The organism is Pseudomonas sp. Nvir (assembly GCF_963778085.1).
Taxonomy (GTDB): domain Bacteria; phylum Pseudomonadota; class Gammaproteobacteria; order Pseudomonadales; family Pseudomonadaceae; genus Aquipseudomonas; species Aquipseudomonas juntendi.
This window is the reverse complement of the sequence record NZ_OY970405.1, coordinates 2,810,139-2,829,036: the sequence shown is the minus strand read 5'-3', so window position 1 is coordinate 2,829,036 and position 18,898 is coordinate 2,810,139. Positions and strand designations below refer to the sequence as shown.

Sequence of the window (18,898 nt, the reverse complement as noted above, 5' to 3'; positions counted from 1 at the left end):
CGTTGAAGTGGGGGACGCAGTGTGAAGCAGCAGCCTGGCAAACGAAAGCCCGCCCTGTGGGGCATCTTCTGGCTCGCGGCGAGCACCTTCGCTCAAGCCGCCGACATCCAGGCGCCAAACCCGACACTGGTGTACTCCTGGCCCGTCAACGCGGGCCCACTCGACCCGCGCGGCTACTCGCCGAATCAGATGTACGCCCAGGCGATGGTGTATGAACCGCTGGTGCGCTACACCCACGCCGGTACTGTCGAGCCGTGGCTGGCGACCGGTTGGAAGGTGTCTGAGGACGGCAAGACCTACACCTTCACCCTGCGCGACGGGGTGCGCTTCAGCGATGGCACTGTGTTCGATGCTGCGGCCGCCAAGGCAAACCTAGATGCGGTCCTGGCTAACCGCCAACGCCACCGCTGGATGGAATTGGTCAGCACCCTCGACCACGTAGAGGCCCCTGATCGGCTGACCTTGCGCCTGGTGCTCAAGCACCCTTACTACCCCACCCTGATGGAGCTGGCCCAGGTTCGCCCGCTGCGCTTCGGCGCGCCTGCTGCCAAGCCTGGGCAGCCCGTCGGTACCGGGCCCTGGGTACGTGCCGAGTCTCGTCTGGGCGAGTTCGACCGCTTCGTGCGCAATCCGCTGTACTGGGGGCCGAAGCCGGCCTACGGCGAAGTCATGGTCAAGGTCATCCCCGACCCCAACAGCCGTGCGCTGGCGCTACAGGCTGGTGAAGTGGATCTGATCCAGGGCGCCGCAGGCGAGATCACCGCAGGCACCTTCGTGCGCCTGCGCGACCAGGGCTATGCCACGGCACTGTCGGCGCCACTGGCTACGCGCACGCTGGCCATGAACACTGGCCGTGGTGCCACCCGCGACCTGGCGGTGCGCCAGGCGATCAACGAGGCGGTGGACAAGCAGGCAATCATCGACAAGATCCTTTACGGCCTGGAGCCCAAGGCCGACACACTGTTCGCCAGCAACATGCCGTACGCAGACATCGGTCTGAAACCCTACCCGTACGACCCCGCTCAGGCGATGCAGGAATTGGAGGCCGCAGGCTGGACACTGGCCCCCGGCGCGTCCGTGCGCAGCAAGGGCGGCGAGCCACTTACAATCGAACTGGTGTTTCTCGGCACCAGCGCCCTGCAGAAAAGCCTGGCCGAAGTGCTGCAAGGCGAGCTGGCCAAGGTCGGTATCCACATCGAACTGCGCGCCGTGGAAGAAGGTGGCTTGGTTCGCCGCCAGCGCGACGGTGATTTCGGCATGATCTTCGCCGATACCTGGGGCGCTCCTTACGATCCGCATTCGTTCGTCAGCTCGATGCGCTATGCCGGGCATGCCGACTACATGGCCCAGTGCGGCCTGGCGATCAAGGACGAGCTCGACCAACGCATCGGCCAGGTGCTGGCCAGCACCGACGAGCGACAACGCGCCGAGCAGTACCGTTTCATCCTCACCACCCTGCACGAACAGGCGGTGTACCTGCCGATCTCGCACCTCACCGCCATCAGCGTGCGGCGTGACTCGGTAGCACACGTGCAGTTCGGCAGCACCCTGTTCGACGTGCCGTTCGAGGCCATGACACCCCGGCAGGAGCCCTGACATGCTGCGCTACATCTTGATGCGCCTGGTGTTGCTGGTACCGGTGATGTTCGGCGTGTCGCTGCTGGTGTTCGTGCTGTTGCACCTGGGCAGCACGGACCCGGCGCTGGATTACCTGCGCCTGTCGCACATCCCGCCGACCGATGCGGCCATCGCGGAAGTGCGCCACACCCTGGGGCTGGACCGGCCCCTGTACGCGCAATACCTGAGCTGGCTGTGGAACGCGCTGCACCTGGACTTCGGGATCTCCTACCTCACCGGGCGGCCGGTGCTCGATGACCTGCTGTACTACCTGCCCGCCACCTTGCAACTCGGCGGCCTGGCCCTGGCTTGCACACTGCTGCTGTCGATTCCGCTGGGGCTGCTGGGGGCACGCTGGCAGGGCCGCTGGCCCGACCATGCGGTGCGCGCGGTGACCTTCCTTGGCGTGTCGATGCCCAACTTCTGGCTGGCATTCTTGCTGATCGCGCTGTTCTCGCTGTGGCTGGGCTGGCTGCCGCCACTCGGGCGCGGCACGGCCGGGCACTTGATCATGCCGGTGCTGGCCATTGCGCTGATGTCGATGTCGATCAACGCCCGCCTGCTGCGCGCCAGCCTGCTCGAAGCCAGCGGCCAGCGGCATGTCACCTATGCCCGCGCCCGCGGCCTGCCCGAGCGTAAGGTGTGGCGCGACCATGTGCTGCGCAACGCCTGGCTGCCCTTCGTCACCGCCACCGGCATGCACGTCGGCGAGTTGATTGGGGGCGCGCTGGTGATCGAGACCATCTTCGCCTGGCCCGGCGTGGGCCGCTTCGCCGTCTCGGCGGTGCTAAACCGCGATTTCCCGGTGATGCAGTGCTTCACCCTGCTGCTGACCGGCTTGCTGATGGTCTGCAACCTCGTGGTGGACGTGTGCTACGCCTGGCTCGACCCGCGCAGCCGGCTGGAGGGCGCAAGCGCATGAGCACGCTCTCGGTAATTCGTCGACCGGCATTGGCCGGTCATGCTGGCCTGGTTCTGGGTTCGGTGCTGGTCGGCCTGCTGGTGGTACTGGCCGTGCTCGGCCAGTGGCTGGCGCCACACGATCCCGACCTGGTCGAACTCAGCCAGCGCCTGATGCCACCGGACGCCAGCCATTGGCTGGGCACCGACCACCTGGGCCGCGACCTGCTCTCGCGCCTGATCGTCGGCACCCGCCTGTCGCTGGGCAGCGTGATGCTGACCCTGGCACTGGTCCTGGCCCTCGGGCTGGCCGTGGGCGGCGTAGCGGGTTTCGTCGGCGGGCGGATAGACCTGTGGCTGATGCGCCTGTGCGACATGTTCATGACCTTCCCGACCCTGGTGCTGGCGTTCTTCTTCGTCACCTTGCTCGGCACCGGCCTGACCAATGTGGTCGTCGCCATCGCCCTGTCACATTGGGCCTGGTACGCACGCATGGTGCGCGGCCTGGTGATCGCCCAGCGCGGGCGCGAATACGTGCTCGCCGCACGGCTGGCCGGCGCTTCGCGCTGGACCCGCCTGCGCCAGCATGTGCTGCCCAATATCGCTGGCCCGCTGCTGGTGCTGGCGACCATGGACATCGGGCACATGATGCTGCACGTCTCGGGCCTGTCCTTCCTGGGCCTGGGGGTGTCGCCACCGACCGCCGAATGGGGCGTGATGATCAACGACGCCAAGGAGTTCATCTGGACCCACCCACAACTGCTGCTGTTGCCGGGGCTGATGATCTTCTTCTCGGTGATGGCCTTCAACCTGCTGGGCGATGCCCTGCGCGACCGCCTCGACCCATCCCGGGAGCACCACTAGATGACCCCATCGACCCTCGAAGTCCGTGACTTGCATATCGAGGCCCAGGCCGGCCTGCTGGTGCAAGGCGTGGACCTGCAACTGCGTCGCGGCGAAGTCTGCGCCCTGGTCGGGGCCAGTGGTTCGGGCAAGTCACTGAGTTGCCTGGGCATGCTCGACCTGTTGCCGGCCGGCGTTGTGCGCACGCAGGGCCAAATGCTGCTCGACGGCCAGCCGGTAAGCGCCGCCCAGGCACGAGGCCGCCTGGCCAGCCTGGTGCTGCAAAACCCGCGCAGTGCCTTCAACCCAGTACGCAACATGGCCAGCCATGGACTGGAGACGCTGCGCCTGCACGGCACCACCGGCGCCGCCGCCCGCGAGCGCATGACCGACAGCCTAAGGGCCGTGGGGCTGACGGATCATGCTCGGGTCTTGCAATCGTTCGCCTTTCAGCTCAGCGGCGGCATGCTGCAACGCATGATGATCGCACTGGCGCTGATGGCCGAAACCCCGTTCCTGCTGGCCGACGAGCCCACCAGCGACCTTGACGCCGTAAGCCAGGCACGTTTTCTCGATATCCTGATGGCGCTGGTCGAACGGCATGGACTGGGGGTGCTGCTGGTCACCCACGACATGGGCGTGGTCGCCCGCTGCGCCGATCAGGTGGCCGTTATGGACGCTGGCCGCATCGTCGAACGCCAGCCCGTGCACGATCTGTTCGAGCGTCCGGCCAGCGGCACCGCTCGAACCCTTCTCGAAGCCCACCAGGCCCTCTGCGGGAGCCCTCTATGAGCCTGCTGCACGCCCACGATCTGAGTCATCGCTACCGCACCGGCGGGCTGCTGCACAAACGCGCCTGGCTCCAAGTACTCGACGGCATCGACCTGCAGCTGCATGCGGGCGAATCACTTGGTTTGCTGGGCAGTAGCGGCAGTGGCAAAAGTACCCTCGCCCGCCTGCTGCTCGGGCTGGAAACCCCTAGCCAAGGCCTGGTGACCTTCGCGGGACAGCCGGTCAATCAGCTGCGCGGCGAACAGGCACGGGCCTTCCAGCGTGCCGTGCAGTTGGTGTTCCAGGACGCGCCGGGCGCATTCAACCCGCAGCGCAGCATCGGCTGGAGCATCGCCGAGCCCCTGCGTCACCTGAGCACCTTAAATGAGACAGCCCGCCACGCACGGGTAGTGGAGCTGCTGGAGCAGATGGGGCTGGGCGCCGAGCATGCCGCGACCCTGCCGCAACAGCTCAGCGGTGGTCAGTTGCAACGTGCCAACATCGCCCGAGCACTGGCGATCTCGCCAAAGCTGGTGGTACTCGACGAAGCGCTTTCGAATCTGGATCGTGTGCTGCAACTGCAACTGTTACAACGGCTCCAAGCGCTGCGTCGCGACAAGGGGACCGCCTTCGTGCTGATCACCCACGACCTGAGCCTAGTGCACTACTTCTGCCAGCGGGTTGTGGTGCTGGACGCAGGAAGCATTGTCGAGGACTGCACCGTGCGCGGCGACTTGTCGTTCGAGCATCCGGCCGGGAGGCAATTGCAAGCCGCTGTGCTGCCTGAACGCCCGACAAAGACCTGCGCTCGGCTCAGTACATCTCTCGCATGAACAATTGGATAACCCAAGTGATGCTCCTGCAGTGAAGAGGCTTCTTCGCGAGGCACGCAAGGCCCAGGCGCGCCGAGGCGTATCCGTGCGGAAGAAAACCGCGGTGGTCTTGGAGCCGCTGCAGGCGATGCTCGCCACCTGGGAGGACTGCACATCCCTTAGAACACTCCCTCAAACCATGATGGTTAGTCCATCACCATGCATCTCGAAATTCTCAATGAACGGATCTGTTGAGCCACATTCCTTGTGGTACTCAACGACACGCGGAATCACATCCTGCAGCACACCGACCAACCCCGTGCAGTAAAATTGCCGAGCATCTTTCTCGTACCGGTACCGTGCTTTAGTGAAGACATTGCGGCTCGATTCGATCTGATCAACATGACGGTCAAGACCAACCCGACGCCGTGTAGCTTCAGGGACGGCATGAAACAGTGTCAGTAAATCATGCCAGTCAATTCTATCACCGGCTTTTCCGTCAGCTCTCAGCTTACGTCAGCCACGGTTCTTGCCCTCGCCCGCTCATCCCTTCTCGGCTACCGGCCAGTAGCCGTGAGCTTCGCTCTCAGTCCCGCGGCACCACCATAACGCCTGCACGCGTCCCGCCATGCCCACAGCCACCTTTCCACGCCTGGCAGGCCGGTGGAACGTTTCTGCAACCGCCCGGGTCGCACAACAAAGACGCAGCCAACTGCGTGAACCCTGACCGTGAGGACCTTCCATGAGCGCGCTCTCTTCCAATGGGGCTGCAGAACACCCCATCTGCCTGACCCTCAATGGTCAGCCACGAACACTGGCAGTCCACCCGTGGACCACTCTGCTCGACCTGTTGCGTGAACAGCTGGACCTGGTAGGTACCAAAAAAGGCTGCGACCACGGCCAATGTGGCGCCTGCACGGTGTTGCGCGACGGCAAGCGCGTCAATGCTTGCCTGACCCTGGCCATCATGTGCGACGGCGCAGACTTGGTGACCATCGAGGGGCTGGCCAGCGGCGACGTGCTGCACCCTATGCAACGGGCTTTCATCACCCACGATGCGTTTCAGTGCGGGTATTGCACACCTGGGCAGATCTGCTCTGCCGTCGGGCTTGTGCGTGAAGGACGTGCCGACTGCCGTGAGGCCATTCGCGAGCAGATGAGCGGCAACCTTTGCCGCTGTGGTGCCTATGGCAACATCGTCGCCGCGATCGAAGAAGCCCAGCCGCTGATGGCACACCCGGATCAACCACAACGGGGAGCGAAGCCATGATGCCCTTCAGCTACCACAAGCCTGCGTCAGTCAGCGAAGCCGTGAGCCTGGCTGGCGACAGCGCGCGCTTCATCGCCGGGGGCACCAACCTGGTCGACCTGATGAAGGAAAATGTGGTCCGCCCCGAGCGCCTGATCGATATCTCAGGCTTGGCGCTGGATGGGCTGCACCCCACTGCCAACGGTGGCGTCATGATCGGTGCCCTGGTCAGCAATGCCGACCTGGCCTGGCACCCGATGATCGAGCAACAATACCCGTTGCTGTCACAGGCTATCCTGGCGGGCGCTTCACCGCAGTTGAGAAACATGGCCAGTACCGGCGGCAACTTGCTCCAGCGCACACGCTGTTACTACTTCTACGATACCGGCACCCCCTGCAACAAACGTGAACCCGGCAGCGGATGCCCTGCTCGTAGCGGCCGCAACCGCATACACGCCATTCTTGGCGCCAGTGAGGCCTGTGTGGCCACTCATCCGTCCGACATGTGCGTAGCACTGGCAGCACTCGAAGCCGTGGTGCACGTAGAGGGACCGGCTGGTAAACGCCAGATCCCGTTCGCAGATTTCCATCGCCTGCCGGAGAACAATCCGGAGCGTGATAACCAGCTGGCAGCCGATGAACTGGTAACGGCCGTAGAGCTGCCGCCACCGCTGTTCGAACAGCATTACCGCTACCTGAAAATTCGAGACCGAGCCTCCTACGCGTTTGCGCTGGTGTCGGTCGCTGCGGCCTTGCGCTTGGATGGCGATGTGATTCAGCACGCCCGCCTGGCGCTGGGCGGTGTAGCGCACAAACCATGGCGCGACCCGGCGGTGGAAAGACTGCTGATTGGTCAGGTGCCTTCCGAGGCGCTGTTCGATAACGCCGCACAGGCGCTGCTTCAGGGCGCACAGCCGCTGAGCCACAACGGTTTCAAAGTAACATTGGCGCAGCGTGCAATCGTGCGTGCATTGACTGACGCGGCGCACCGTGCCGCTGGTGGGGGGGCATGACCATGGTCAACAACAAATCGGTAGTCGGTACCCCTCTGGATCGCGTGGATGGCGTGGCTAAAGTCACCGGCCAGGCACGCTATGCGGGCGAATACCCAAAAGACGGCCTGCTCCATGGCAGCGTGGTGTCCAGTACCATCGCCCGCGGCCGTGTACTGCGCATCGACGCTACCGAGGCGCTGGGCGTACCCGGCGTTGTCGCGGTGCTCGACCATGGGCATCGTCCGCATATTTCCAGTTATGACGATGACTACAGCGACGCCGATGCAGCTGAGGGCGCGCCCTTTCGGCCCCTGTTCAACGATCAAGTGCTGTATAGCGGGCAACCCCTGGCGTTGGTGGTGGCGCACACCCTGGAGGTGGCCCGGTATGCAGGCTCATTGATCCGGATCGAATACGCCGAGGAACCTCACGAGACAGACCTGGGCGCTACCAAGGCGTCGCATGTGGCGCCGGCAGAAACACCGGCCCCGCGTGGCGACTTCGCTGGCAGTTTCGCTGGGGCACCCGTGCAGGTCGATGCCACCTACCTGACTGCCAACGAGCACCACAACCCGATGGAGCCCCACGCCTCCACCGTGCACTACAAGCCCGACGGCAGCCTGGAAATTCATGACAAGACCCAAGGCACGCAGAACTGCCAGGACTACCTGCACAAGGTATTCGGCCTGCCGAAGGCCCAGATCCGTGTGCACGCAGCCTTCGTCGGCGGTGCCTTCGGCTCGGGCCTGCGCCCGCAGTACCAGCTGCCCCTGGCAGTGATGGCGGCGCTGCATCTTCAGCGCTCTGTGCGCGTCACCCTCACGCGCCAGCAAATGTTCACGTTCGGCTACCGGCCCCGCACCGAGCAGCGTTTGCGCCTGGGGGCAGATGCAGATGGGCGCTTGCTGGCTGTCGGTCACGATGGGCTGGGGCAGACCTCGCGCTTCGAAGACTTCACCGAGCACCTGGTGGAATGGAGCGGCATGCTCTACCAGTGCGACAACGTTGAACTCAACTACCGCCTGGCCTCGCTGGATGTGTACACGCCACTTGACATGCGTGCCCCTGGGGCCGGTTCAGGCGTGGTCGCGCTTGAGTGCGCGATGGATGAGCTTGCCTGTGCCGCTGATATCGACCCGGTAGAGCTGCGCCGGCGTAATTTTGCCGCCAACAACGGCAACGAGGGCAAGCCCTACTCCAGCAAAGAACTGCTGGCGTGCTATCAGCAAGGCAGTGAGCGTTTCGGTTGGCAGCACCGCAACCCGCAACCGCGCAGCATGCGCACTGGCAACCAATTGGTCGGTTGGGGAATGGCGGGCGGCGTCTGGGAGGCTATGCAAATGAAGGCCAGCGCGAAAGCGCGCCTGGATGCCCAAGGCCACCTCACTGTGAGCAGCGCCACCACCGATATCGGCACCGGCACCTACACCGTCATGACCCAAATTGCAGCCGACGCTGCGGGCGTCAGCGTGGAGGATGTCACCTTCGTGCTCGGTGACTCGTCCCTGCCCACCGCGCCCCTGCAGGGCGGGTCGTTCACGGTATCGTCGGTAGGCTCGGCCGTGCGCCAGGCTTGCCAGGTGTTGCGTACCAAGGTGCTGGAGCATGCGCGCAAGGTGCATCCGCAGGTGGCGAGCACAGCGCGGGAGGACATCGTCTTCGCGGATGGTTATCTGCACGCGGGTAGTGTTCGCGTGGCCTTGGCAGATATCGTCGCCAGTGCCCCCGGCGCGCAGTTCGAAGTGCAAATCGACGCTGAGCCTGGTGCAAGGCGCCAACCGTTTTCCACGGCGACCCACTCGGCGGTGTTCGTCGAAGTCCAGGTCGACGAAGACCTTGGCATGATCAAGGTCACCCGAGTGGTCAGCGCCGTGGCGGCGGGCCGCGTGGTCAACCCGAAAACGGCCCGCAGCCAGATCCTGGGCGGCGTGGTATGGGGTATCGGCATGGCACTGCACGAAGAGGCCTTGACCGACCATGGCCTGGGTCGCATCGTCAATCACAACCTTGCGGAGTACCACATCCCGGTGAACGCGGACTGTGGTGATATCGACGTGATCTTTGTTGAAGAGCACGACGATGTCGTCAATGAGCTGGGGTCCAAGGGTGTGGGCGAAATCGGCGTGGTCGGCGTGGCTGCCGCAGTGGCGAACGCCATCTACCACGCAACCGGCAAACGCGTGAGGGAGTTCCCGATCACACTCGACAAGGTGCTGTAACGCGAAAGTTGTCAGAAACATGCGAGGGGAGCGGCTGCAGGCCGCTCCCCTCATTTCTCAGCAAATCGGTACTTGGAACTGGGGCCATCTGCGGGCGGAGGGGACCGCAGCAGCCCCTGCGCTGCCGCTAGACAATGGCCGCAGGGTCGCCCACCGACTGATTCGGTTTGCTCCCCGACAGGCGCCAGCTCACCGCAGTAATCCCATACCGTTCAGCCATCGGGCGGCTGACCTTCCTGATCTTTTCCCGCCCGAATTTGGGGATGATCCCAATGCCCGCATCGCAACTTGCCCAATGCCAGGCTTCGGCATTGTCCAGGCGGTCCAGGCGAATGATGAAACTGCGCGGCTGACCATGCAGTTGGTAATCGATGATGAACAGCTGTGGGGCAGGCATCGCAGGGGCCTCCTCTTCTCCATGGATGACACCCTGATTGATCGGGGCAGCAGCAGAAGATTCAAAAAAATATCGATCGACAGGCACCAGCGGCGCCCGAGCGGTGGACGCCTACAGGCACACTACCGCTCGCGCAGTACCTTCACTCGCTGCGGCTGCCGTGGCTGTTCCGGCCACCTTTGCGTCCGGCTTCCGATGCCCGCTGGCGATCATTGGCGAAGTTGCCGCCCGAAGCCTGGCCGCCTTTGTGCCCAGCGCGCGATGCCCGCTCACGGTCGTTGGCGAAATTGCCCGGATTGGTTTCTTTGGTTCCGCCGCGCTGGCGGGTACCTTCCTGATCTTGAGCCATGTGGTTTCTCCTTGCGATGAATAGGCGGTCGCACAACCTGTGCGTTCATACAGTGCACACACAAGGTTGCCATGTTCAGATTCCGAACCTGCAATTGCCCGCTTGGCTCACACGTTTTGACGGCAGCTGACCGGTGGCCCGAAACACGTGCAGGCCAACTATTTGCGCCCCGTTTGCAGGCCGGTCGCACTTTATCGCGCATGCAGCAGTCACAACTGCAGGGTAGCGGCCTATAATCGCCCCACTATCCAGGTGTGACTGCACAGTCACGCACCGCCCGTAAGGCTCTTGTACAAGGCTCCGTCGATGAAGTCCTCGCCCAAGCAACCCGCCGCGCCGCAAAACCCTGCACTCAGCCCAAGCCACTTGGACTTTCCGGTGGTGGGCATCGGTGCCTCCGCGGGTGGCCTGGAGGCCATCTGCACGCTGTTCCGGCATATGCCAAGCGACTGCGGCATGGCGTTCGTGGTGGTGCTGCACTTGTCGCCGGATCATCAGAGCGTGGCCGACCGGATCATCCAGGCCACCACGCAGATGCCCGTGCGCCAAGTCACCGAGCCGGTGCCGATCGAGCGTAACCATGTGTATGTCATCTCCCCGGCCAATCGCCTCTCGACCAATGACGGCTACCTGCGCGTGACCCCCGCCAATCGCCGCCGTGGCGACCACGTGGCCATTGACCTGTTCTTCCGCGACCTGGCCGACGTGCACAAGGACCATGCATTCTGCGTGGTGTTGTCGGGCACCGGCGCCGACGGTGCCGTGGGGCTGTCGCGGATCAAGGAGCAAGGCGGCGTGACCCTGGTTCAGACCCCGGACGATGCCCAGTACGACAGCATGCCCCGGGCTGCCATCGAAACCGGCATGGTCGACCTGGTGCTGCCCGTGGCCGAGATGCCACAAAAGCTGCTGGAGGAGCTGTGGCGTAACGCCCGCCAGGTCAGGTTGCCGGAAATCGAGGATGACACCCTGCCCCCGGCGCTGGGCACCCGCGTAGGCGACGCCCAGGCCAGCGAGCCGCTGCTGGAGGAGATCCTCCTGCAGTTGCGCAGCAACACGGGGCACGATTTCCAGCACTACAAGCGCGCCACCGTGCTGCGGCGCATTGAACGCCGCCTGCACGTGACCGGGCAAAGCAACCTCGCCGGCTACTTGCACTACCTCGAGCAGAACCCCGCCGAGTCCACGGCGTTGCTGGCAGACATGCTGATCGGTGTGACCAACTTCTTCCGCGACCGCGAAGCCTTCGAGGCCCTGGAGCGGCACGTGCTGCCGCAACTGGCCAGCGAGCATGACCCCGTCGACGGCCATGACGAGATCCGCGTCTGGTCGGCCGGCTGCTCCACCGGCGAAGAGGCCTACAGCCTGGCCATGCTGATCTGTGAGCAACTTGCGCTGGAGCAGCGCAACCGCAAGGTCCAGGTGTTTGCCACCGACCTCGATGAGCGTGCCATCGGCATCGCCCGTACCGGCTTGTACTCCGAAGCGATCGTGACCGATGTGCCGCCCAGCCGGCTGCGCCAGTTCTTCGTCAAGGAAGACCAGCATTACCGGGTGCGCAAGGAAGTGCGCGAAAAAGTGTTGTTTGCGCGCCACAACCTGCTGTCGGACCCACCCTTTTCGCAAATTGACCTCATTGTCTGCCGCAACCTGCTGATCTACCTCGACCGCGAAGTGCAACGCGACATCCTGTTGATGTTCCACTTTGCCTTGCGCCCTGGCGGCCATCTGTTCCTGGGCTCGTCCGAGTCCGCCGACGTGGTAGGTGAACTGTTCGCGCCGGTGGACAAGCGTAACCGTATCTTCCGCGCCCGTGACGTCAGCAATGCCGGGCGCCGCGCCGAGCGGCAGGTGCCTGGCAGCACTGGCGCCAGCCTGCCATTGGACCCGTTGGCCAAGGTCAAGCCCGGGCGCAAGCCCTCCTATGCCGAACTGCACCACCGCGCGCTGGCCCTGCGCATGCCGGCCAGCCTGATCGCGGATGTGGACGGCAATATCCTGCACATGAGCGAGGGTGTCGGGCGCTTCCTGCAACTGGGCGGCGGCGAGCCCAGCCGCAATCTGCTCGGCCTGGTGCTGCCGAGCCTGCGCCTGGCGCTGCGCAGTACGCTGTTCCAGGCGCGCCAAGGCACCGAAGCGGTCACCTCCCGGCCGGTCGACCTGGGCGATGGCCTGCAGCCGTTGCAGGTGGAAATCACCGTGCAGCCTTACAAGGACGACGTGCACAACGGCGATTGCCTGCTGGTGGTGTTCGAGCAGCGGGCGCCCGACCCTTCCCTGCCACTGCCGGGCGTCATCCGCCAGACCGACAGCATGGTCCTGCATAACCTGGAGCGTGAACTCCAGCGTACCCGCCTGCAGCTGCAGGAAACCATCGAGCAGTCGCAGGTATCCAGCGAGGAACTCACGGCCTCCAACGAAGAAATGCAGGCAATCAACGAAGAGCTGCGTTCGGCCAGCGAAGAGCTGGAAACCAGCAAGGAAGAGCTGCAGTCCATCAACGAAGAGTTGCTTACCGTCAACTACGAGTTGAAGAACAAGGTGGAAGAGACCGACAAGGTCAACGACTACCTCAGCAACCTGATCGCCTGCACCGAAATCGCCACCGTGTTCGTCGACCGCAACCTGCATATCCGCTGGTTCACGCCGCGCGCCGCCGACCTGTTCAACATTTTACCGGTCGATACCGGCCGCTCATTGCTCGACATCACGCACCGCCTGGACTACCCGGCCATGGCTGATGATGCCCGCGCCGTGGCCCAGGGTGAGGCCGTTATCGAGCGGGAAGTTGGCGGCCAGCGCGACCACTGGTACCTGGCACGCCTGCTGCCCTACCGCTCCAGCGAGCAGAAAATCGACGGCACCGTCCTGACCTTCATCGACATCAGCAGCAGCCACGCTGCCGAAGAGCATGTGCGCCTGGGCGAAGAACGCTTGAGCAAGCAGCTGGCGGAATCGCAAACCACCAGCCACATGAAGGACGAGTTCTTCGCCATCATGTCGCATGAACTGAAGCACCCACTGAACCTGATTCAGCTGAATGCGGAAATGCTCCGCCGCCTGCCCTCGATCAAGCAGATCGGCAACGCTAGCAAGGCCGTTGCCACCATCTGCGAGGCGGTTGGCAGCCAGGCCAGGATCATCGATGACCTGCTGGATGTGGCACGCATCCGTACCGGCAAGCTCAAGCTCAAGACCGAGCCGGTAGACCTTGGCGCCATCCTGCGCGGCATCCACGCTGTGGTGGTGGCTGAGCAACACCCCTGTCTGGTGCGCCTGGAGCTGCCTGCCGACGGCTTGCCAGTGATGATCGAAGGCGATGTCACGCGCTTGGAGCAGATCATCTGGAACCTGCTGAACAATGCCCTGAAATTCAGCCCGGCAGGCAGTGAGATACGCCTGGTGTTGAGCCGTGACGATCAACAGGCACGCCTGCAGGTGATTGACCAGGGCGTAGGCTTGAGCCCCGACAGCCTGGAGCACATCTTCGACCTGTTCAGCCAGGCTCCCCAGCTGGCCAATCAGAACCGTGAAGGCCTGGGCATCGGCCTTTCGTTGGTACGCCAGTTGGTCGAAGCCCAGGGCGGCACCGTGCAGGCCAGTTCGGCCGGCTTGGGCTTGGGCTGCACCTTCTCCGTTTGCCTGCCCCTGTGCAACGTGCAGTCGCCGCCTTGCGCCAACCCTGCAGAGCATTCCCGGGAGGGCCGGCTGCACGGCGTGCGCGTGTTGCTGGTGGATGACTCGGTAGAGGTATTGGAGATCATGCAAGAGCTGCTGGAAATGGAAAACGCCAGCGTGCGCGCCTTCAGCCGCCCCCGCGAGGCGCTGGAGGTGGCCTCCGGTGAGGCGTTCGACATCATCCTCTCCGACATCGGCATGCCGGTGATGGATGGCCATGCCTTGATCAAGGCGCTGCGCAGCCACGCCCATCTGCGCCACACCCCGGCCATTGCCCTCACCGGCTACGGTGCCAGCGCAGACCAGCACAAGTCACGCCAGTCCGGCTTCGACCGGCACCTGAACAAGCCGGTCGGCTACGACGAACTGGTGGAGGCCATCGAAACCTTGATCGGCACGGTGCCTTACTGATGGTCGGCCGGCATGAACCTCAGGCGTGCACGCTCCACTGGTTCATGTCCAGCGTGATCGGCATCTCGTCGACGGCATGGATCACGCCGCTTTGCAGAGCCTCCTGCGGCCCCAGAATCCGCGGGTACGCCATCAGGTAGCGCGGCACATCCAGCACCTCCGGCGCACCTTGTGTGCGCTCGGCCACAATCTGCGCATACAGCTGCAGGTCATAATCCAGGCTCATCGCATATTCGGCCATGCGTGAATGGTCGACCGAGCCATGCAAAGTCCAGTGAAACGGGTGGAACAGGAACTTGCTGTAGCTGCATGCCGTGCGCCACTCCCCGGCCAGGAACAGGATATTACCCATGGACTCGACGGTGCCCAGGTTGTGCGTATGCACCGGCACCGGCAGCGCCCGCAGGAAGTTGTACAAGGTAAAGCCGTAGCTGCACTCGCCGCCCATGGTAGCGATGTTCAGTTGCAGCACCTCGGCGCCCTGCTGCAATGCCTTTGAGCAGGTATTGATCAGGTTGCCACAGGTCGACGAATTGATCGGCCCGGTGAAATGAATGATGTGTCTGGCCATGCTTGCCTCCAGGGTTGGCAGGTCAATTCCTGGGCTCGCGCGCCTGGGGCGCTTATCCGGTGGAATCGTCTGCGCGGGCAAAGTTCAACCTGTCAGTGGCCGTTCCCGTTGATCACAAGCGGTGAACCCTTGGCCCTCTGCGCCAGTCGCAATACCACAGTAACCGAACAAGGAACCGGTGATGAGGACGACGGCGTGAGCGATATCCGCATCGGCATTTCCGGGTGGCGCTATGGCCCCTGGCGCAAGGACTTCTACCCCAAGGGCCTGCGCCAGGACGATGAACTGGCGTTCGCCTCGCGGGCCGTGAACAGCATCGAGATAAACGGCTCGTTCTACAGCTTGCAAACCCCCGAGCGCTACCTGCGTTGGCGTGATGAAACGCCGGATGGCTTCGTTTTCGCGGTCAAGGGGCCACGGTACATCACCCATGTGCGGCGCCTGAAGGAGGTTGAGGAGCCAGTGGCCAACTTCTTCGCCTCTGGCCCGCTACTGCTAGGCGACAAGCTGGGGCCGTTCCTGTGGCAGTTCCCACCGAACATGAAGTTTGACGAAGAGCGTTTTGCCCGGTTCTTGCAGTTGCTGCCACGTGACCGCAAAGCCGCGCGCGCATGCGCCCAGGGCTGTGCCGAACGCCTGCGGGACAGTGGCGGCCTTGCAATCACCGGTAATGTACTTTTGCGCCACGCGGTGGAGGTCCGCCACGAGAGTTTTCTTTGCGAGGCGTTCATCAAGCTGCTGCGCAAGCACCGTGTTGCGCTGGTGGTTACGGACAGTGCCGGCAAGTGGCCGCATGCCGAAGATGTCACCGCAGACTTCGTGTACATGCGCCTGCACGGCGACGTGGAGCTCTATAGCAGTGGCTACACCGCGCGTGCGTTACGCCGCTGGAAACAGCGCATCCTGCACTGGAGCCAAGGCGGCCAGGCAGACGACGCGCGCCTGATCGTGCCGGGGCCGCCACCTCGGCGCGCGGCGCGTGACGTGTACTGTTACTTCGACAATGACCAGAAGGTCCATGCGCCCTACGACGCCCGCCGTTTGCTGCAGAAGCTGTCGCTGGACCACGAACTGATGACCGAACCGGGCGTGGTGCCGGAGGTGGCCTTGTGAACGAACCCATGACTGCTTTGCCGCGTAGCACCGATCAGTCTACCGCCGTGCGCCGTTTGAACGTACTCACGCTGAACGTGCACAAGGGCTTCACCTTCTTCAACCGCCGCTTCATCCTGCCTGAGCTGCGTGAAGCGGTCCGTGCCACCGGCGCAGACCTGGTGTTCCTGCAGGAAGTGCATGGCAGCCATCAGCAGCATGCCTTGCGCCACCCGGCCTGGCCTGATACCCCACAATATGAATTCCTTGCCGACAGCATGTGGCCCCAGTTCGCTTATGGCCGCAATGCCGTGTACCCGCAGGGTGACCACGGCAACGCCTTGCTGTCGAAATTTCCCATCCGGCGCTTCAACAACCTCGATGTGTCGGTGCAAGGCAAGGAACAACGCGGCCTGCTGCATTGCCAACTCGAGGTGCCAGGGCACGACCAGGTGCACGCCATTTGTGTGCACCTGGGCCTGCGCGAAGCGCATCGGCAAAGCCAGATCCAACTCTTGCTCGACCTGCTGGCCAGCCTGCCGCCGCAAGCGCCGGTCATCGTCGCCGGCGATTTTAACGACTGGCGCCTGAAGGCAGATGCCGTGTTAGGCGAGCACCTGGTAGAGGCCTTTGGCGAGCGCTTCGGCACCCCGGCACGCAGCTTCCCGGCGCGTCTGCCGCTGCTGCGCCTTGACCGCATCTACCTGCGCAACGCCATGCCGAGCGCTGCCCAGGTACTGTCGAATTACCCGTGGTCGCACCTTTCCGACCACGCACCATTGGCCGCGGAGATTCACCTGTGAACAGACCTTGGGTAGAGGGCAACAACGTAAAGTTGCTGATCAACGGCGAGCAGTATTACCCCTGTGTGTTCGAGGCCATGGCCCGTGCCCAGGAGGAAATCCTGCTGGAAACCTTCATCATTTTCGACGACAAGGTCGGCCGACAACTGCAGCAGGCGCTGATCGACGCGGCCCGCCGCGGCGTGCGTGTCGAAGTGGTGGTGGACGGCTACGGTACCGGCGACCTGCCCGCGCCGTTCATCGCGGCCATGACAGATGCCGGCGTGAGTTTCCACGCCTTCGACCCGCAGCCGCGCCTGGTGGGCATGCGTACCAACCTGTTCCGGCGCCTGCACCGCAAGATCGTGGTCATCGATGGCGAGCGGGCCTTCATTGGCGGCATCAACTACAGCGCCGATCACCTGGGCGACTTCGGCCCCATGGCCAAGCAGGACTATGCCGTCGAGGTAACCGGCCCAGTGGTGGCACAGGTGCATGCCGCCAGCAAGCGCCTGATGTCGCCGGTGCTGCAGGAACCAAGCGCCGTGCGGCCGTTGACCGAGCCCGCCGGGTCCACCACCGCCGTGCTGGTAGAGCGTGACAATGGCGTGCGCAGGACAGCCATCGAAAGCCAGTACCTGCAGGCGTTTCGCGGTGCCAAAGAACGTATCGTAGTGGCCAATGCCTACTTCTTCCCCGGCTACCGGCTGCTGCGCGAGTTGCGCAACGCTGCCCGCCGCGGGGTGGCTGTGCACCTGATCCTGCAGGGGCAGCCAGACATGCGCTGGGTCCGTGCACTGTCGCGGTTGCTGTACAACTACCTGCTGCGTGATGGCGTGGTCATTCATGAATACTGCAAGCGGCCCTTGCACGGCAAAGTGGCGCTGGTGGACGACGAGTGGGCGACCGTGGGTTCCAGCAACCTCGACCCGTTGAGCCTGTCGCTGAACCTGGAAGCCAACCTGTTCATCCGCGACCGCGCTTTCAACCAGCTGCTCGGCGAGCACCTGCAGTCACTTGCGCACGAGCAGTGCAAGCCGGTGACTCTGGAACGCATGATCCGTGGCTACTGGTGGCGGGCACCGCTGATCTTCGCCTGCTTCCATGCGGCGCGCCTTTTCCCGCGCATCGCCGGCTGGTTGCCCGCACACCGCCAACGGCTGCGTTCGCTGCAGCCAGACGTCGAGGCCACGGCCGGCGACCTGCACGAGGGCAATACCTGATGGCACGGACAACCTGGCAAACCTGGGCCAAGCGCGTATTGACGGTCGCGTTCCTGATCCTGATCCCTGTGCTGCTGTACCAATTGGCGCGCAACCTGGACTGGAACGAAGTGCGCCAGTCGCTGCTCGCCTACAAGCCTGGAACGCTGGTGATCGGCCTGGCAATTGCGGTGTGCAGTTACCTGACGTTCGCCAGCTACGACCTGCTGGCCCGCGCCTACACCGGTCATCAGCTGCCCGCCCGGCAAGTGCTGCCGGTCGCCTTCGTGTGCTACGCGTTCAACCTCAACTTCACCACCTGGGTCGGCGGGGTTGCCTTGCGCTACCGCCTGTATGGGCGCCTGGGGCTCGATACCCCCACCATCACGCGCATTCTGACGCTGGGCCTGCTCACCAACTGGATGGGCTATATGCTGCTGGCCGGCAGTGTGTTCGCCCTGGGTCTGGTCGAACTGCCGGGCAACTGGGCTGTGGGCACCACAGGGCTGCGCCTGATCGGCGTGCTGTTGCTGGCAATCACCGCGGCGTATCTGCTGGCCTGTGGCCTGGCCAAGAAGCGCACGTGGCGCTGGCGCGAGCACGAAGTCACTTTGCCAACCCTGCGCCTTGCGCTCTGCCAGGTAGCGCTGGGGGCCAGCAACTGGGCATTGATGGCGCTGCTGATTTACTGGTTGCTGCCGGGCGACGCCTTCTACCCCGCCATCCTCGGAATCCTGTTGATCAGTTGCGTGGCAGGCGTGGTTGCACATATCCCGGCGGGCCTGGGTGTGCTGGAAGCGGTGTTCCTCGCCCTGCTGCACGGGCAGATGGCGCAGGGCACGCTGGTAGCCGCGCTCTTGGGCTATCGCACCCTGTACTACCTGATACCGCTGGTGGTTGCGATCGTGACTTATCTGGTGCTTGAGAAGCGCGCCAAGGCCATGCGCCAGCGCGACAATTCGGTGCAAACCTGATGGTGCGGGGCAGGCGCGCTTAACGTCGGCGCGGCG

At 63.9% G+C, this 18,898-nt stretch carries 16 protein-coding genes and 1 pseudogene; 14 read left to right on the top strand and 3 right to left on the bottom strand.

Annotated features, from left to right (window positions below):
* Positions 1–21: 21 nt before the first annotated feature.
* From nikA to AACG97_RS13595, 9 genes and pseudogenes are all read left to right on the top strand, one after another.
* Positions 22–1,596 (top strand): nickel ABC transporter substrate-binding protein, encoded by a 1,575-nt coding sequence (gene nikA / locus AACG97_RS13635; RefSeq protein ID WP_225786386.1) that lies wholly within the window; start codon positions 22–24, stop codon positions 1,594–1,596.
* Position 1,597: 1 nt separating this feature from the next.
* The gene (gene nikB, locus AACG97_RS13630; protein ID WP_197886214.1) at positions 1,598–2,539 is read left to right on the top strand and encodes a nickel ABC transporter permease subunit NikB; all 942 of its coding nucleotides are present in this window, start codon (positions 1,598–1,600) and stop codon (positions 2,537–2,539) included.
* A complete protein-coding gene (gene nikC, locus AACG97_RS13625) occupies positions 2,536–3,381 on the top strand; it encodes a nickel ABC transporter permease subunit NikC (protein WP_029886808.1) in 846 nt (281 codons plus the stop codon). Before nikB ends, nikC begins: the two co-directional genes overlap by 4 nt.
* Positions 3,382–4,152 carry a nickel import ATP-binding protein NikD gene (nikD, locus tag AACG97_RS13620; RefSeq protein WP_009686876.1) on the top strand — a complete coding sequence of 257 codons (771 nt, stop codon included), beginning with the start codon at positions 3,382–3,384 and terminating at the stop codon, positions 4,150–4,152.
* Positions 4,149–4,964 (top strand): nickel import ATP-binding protein NikE, encoded by an 816-nt coding sequence (gene nikE / locus AACG97_RS13615; protein ID WP_009686877.1) that lies wholly within the window; start codon positions 4,149–4,151, stop codon positions 4,962–4,964. Before nikD ends, nikE begins: the two co-directional genes overlap by 4 nt.
* Positions 4,965–4,977: 13 nt before the next feature.
* Positions 4,978–5,112, top strand: a pseudogene (locus tag AACG97_RS13610) (integrase); the annotation flags it as partial.
* A gap of 573 nt (positions 5,113–5,685) precedes the next feature.
* Complete coding sequence (locus AACG97_RS13605; protein WP_054914187.1) at positions 5,686–6,213, top strand: (2Fe-2S)-binding protein; 528 nt, start codon at positions 5,686–5,688, stop codon at positions 6,211–6,213.
* Positions 6,210–7,205: an FAD binding domain-containing protein gene (locus tag AACG97_RS13600; RefSeq protein ID WP_115294106.1), complete on the top strand. Its 996-nt coding sequence runs from the start codon at positions 6,210–6,212 to the stop codon at positions 7,203–7,205. Before AACG97_RS13605 ends, AACG97_RS13600 begins: the two co-directional genes overlap by 4 nt.
* Positions 7,202–9,406, top strand: coding sequence for a xanthine dehydrogenase family protein molybdopterin-binding subunit (locus AACG97_RS13595; RefSeq protein ID WP_397460126.1), 2,205 nt, complete (start codon positions 7,202–7,204; stop codon positions 9,404–9,406). Before AACG97_RS13600 ends, AACG97_RS13595 begins: the two co-directional genes overlap by 4 nt.
* 127 nt (positions 9,407–9,533) lie before the next feature.
* Here the strand turns inward: AACG97_RS13595 and AACG97_RS13590 are convergent, their stop codons facing one another.
* Positions 9,534–9,803 carry a DUF6555 family protein gene (locus AACG97_RS13590; protein ID WP_029886814.1) on the bottom strand — a complete coding sequence of 90 codons (270 nt, stop codon included), beginning with the start codon at positions 9,801–9,803 and terminating at the stop codon, positions 9,534–9,536.
* Positions 9,804–9,945: 142 nt separating this feature from the next.
* Positions 9,946–10,152, bottom strand: coding sequence for a general stress protein (locus AACG97_RS13585; protein ID WP_029886815.1), 207 nt, complete (start codon positions 10,150–10,152; stop codon positions 9,946–9,948).
* A 306-nt stretch (positions 10,153–10,458) separates the two neighbouring features.
* On the opposite strand from AACG97_RS13585, the gene AACG97_RS13580 reads away from it, so the two are divergent.
* Positions 10,459–14,241: a CheR family methyltransferase gene (locus tag AACG97_RS13580; RefSeq protein ID WP_232555127.1), complete on the top strand. Its 3,783-nt coding sequence runs from the start codon at positions 10,459–10,461 to the stop codon at positions 14,239–14,241.
* A 19-nt stretch (positions 14,242–14,260) separates the two neighbouring features.
* Here AACG97_RS13580 and AACG97_RS13575 read toward each other — a convergent pair whose 3' ends face one another.
* On the bottom strand, positions 14,261–14,812 hold the full coding sequence (locus AACG97_RS13575) for an ATP-dependent Clp protease proteolytic subunit (RefSeq protein ID WP_182389831.1): 552 nt from the start codon (positions 14,810–14,812) through the stop codon (positions 14,261–14,263).
* Positions 14,813–15,007: 195 nt separating this feature from the next.
* Between AACG97_RS13575 and AACG97_RS13570 the strand changes: the two genes are divergently transcribed.
* Genes AACG97_RS13570 through AACG97_RS13555 form a run of 4 tightly spaced genes read left to right on the top strand, consistent with a single transcriptional unit; the run spans position 15,008 to position 18,862 of the window.
* Complete coding sequence (locus tag AACG97_RS13570; protein ID WP_115294103.1) at positions 15,008–15,925, top strand: DUF72 domain-containing protein; 918 nt, start codon at positions 15,008–15,010, stop codon at positions 15,923–15,925.
* Between the two features lie 8 nt (positions 15,926–15,933).
* A complete protein-coding gene (locus AACG97_RS13565; protein WP_054913153.1) occupies positions 15,934–16,707 on the top strand; it encodes an endonuclease/exonuclease/phosphatase family protein in 774 nt (257 codons plus the stop codon).
* Positions 16,704–17,909 carry a cardiolipin synthase ClsB gene (gene clsB / locus AACG97_RS13560; protein ID WP_197885500.1) on the top strand — a complete coding sequence of 402 codons (1,206 nt, stop codon included), beginning with the start codon at positions 16,704–16,706 and terminating at the stop codon, positions 17,907–17,909. The genes AACG97_RS13565 and clsB overlap by 4 nt, the downstream gene beginning before the upstream one ends.
* On the top strand, positions 17,909–18,862 hold the full coding sequence (locus AACG97_RS13555; protein WP_197879207.1) for a lysylphosphatidylglycerol synthase domain-containing protein: 954 nt from the start codon (positions 17,909–17,911) through the stop codon (positions 18,860–18,862). The genes clsB and AACG97_RS13555 overlap by 1 nt, the downstream gene beginning before the upstream one ends.
* The last annotated feature ends 36 nt before the right edge of the window (positions 18,863–18,898 follow it).